This is a genomic window from Clostridium boliviensis (assembly GCF_033342255.1).
Classification (GTDB): Bacteria; Bacillota; Clostridia; order Lachnospirales; family Lachnospiraceae; genus Lacrimispora; species Lacrimispora boliviensis.
This window is the reverse complement of sequence record NZ_JAWONS010000217.1, coordinates 1-303: the sequence shown is the minus strand read 5'-3', so window position 1 is coordinate 303 and position 303 is coordinate 1. Positions and strand designations below refer to the sequence as shown.

Annotated in this window: 1 pseudogene; it reads right to left on the bottom strand. The window is 61.4% G+C overall.

Annotated features, from left to right (window positions below):
- Positions 1-303, bottom strand: a pseudogene (locus tag RZO55_RS14110) (excinuclease ABC subunit UvrC); the annotation flags it as partial.

Here is a 303-nt window from a genome sequence, read left to right as displayed (position 1 = left end):
TTGTCGAAGGCCTCGATGCGCCGGGCCGCTCCGATCCCCAGCACTTCCCCCAACCGGCGAGCCGCCCGGATCGTCCGCTCCTCATCCCTTTCCATCAAGCGGAACCGTTCCTCCAGAGCGATCCGGGCGTTCTCCGTCGCCATGTCCACCAGCTTTTTCTTCAACCCTCGCTGGGGTACATGGACGTGGACGTCCTTCAACCATTGACCTAACCACTCGGTGTCCGCCCCGAGGGGCAGATGGATTTCCCGGGGCAGGGCGGGCGTTTCATGATAAAACTGCGTCACGAAGGAAAGAAAATCC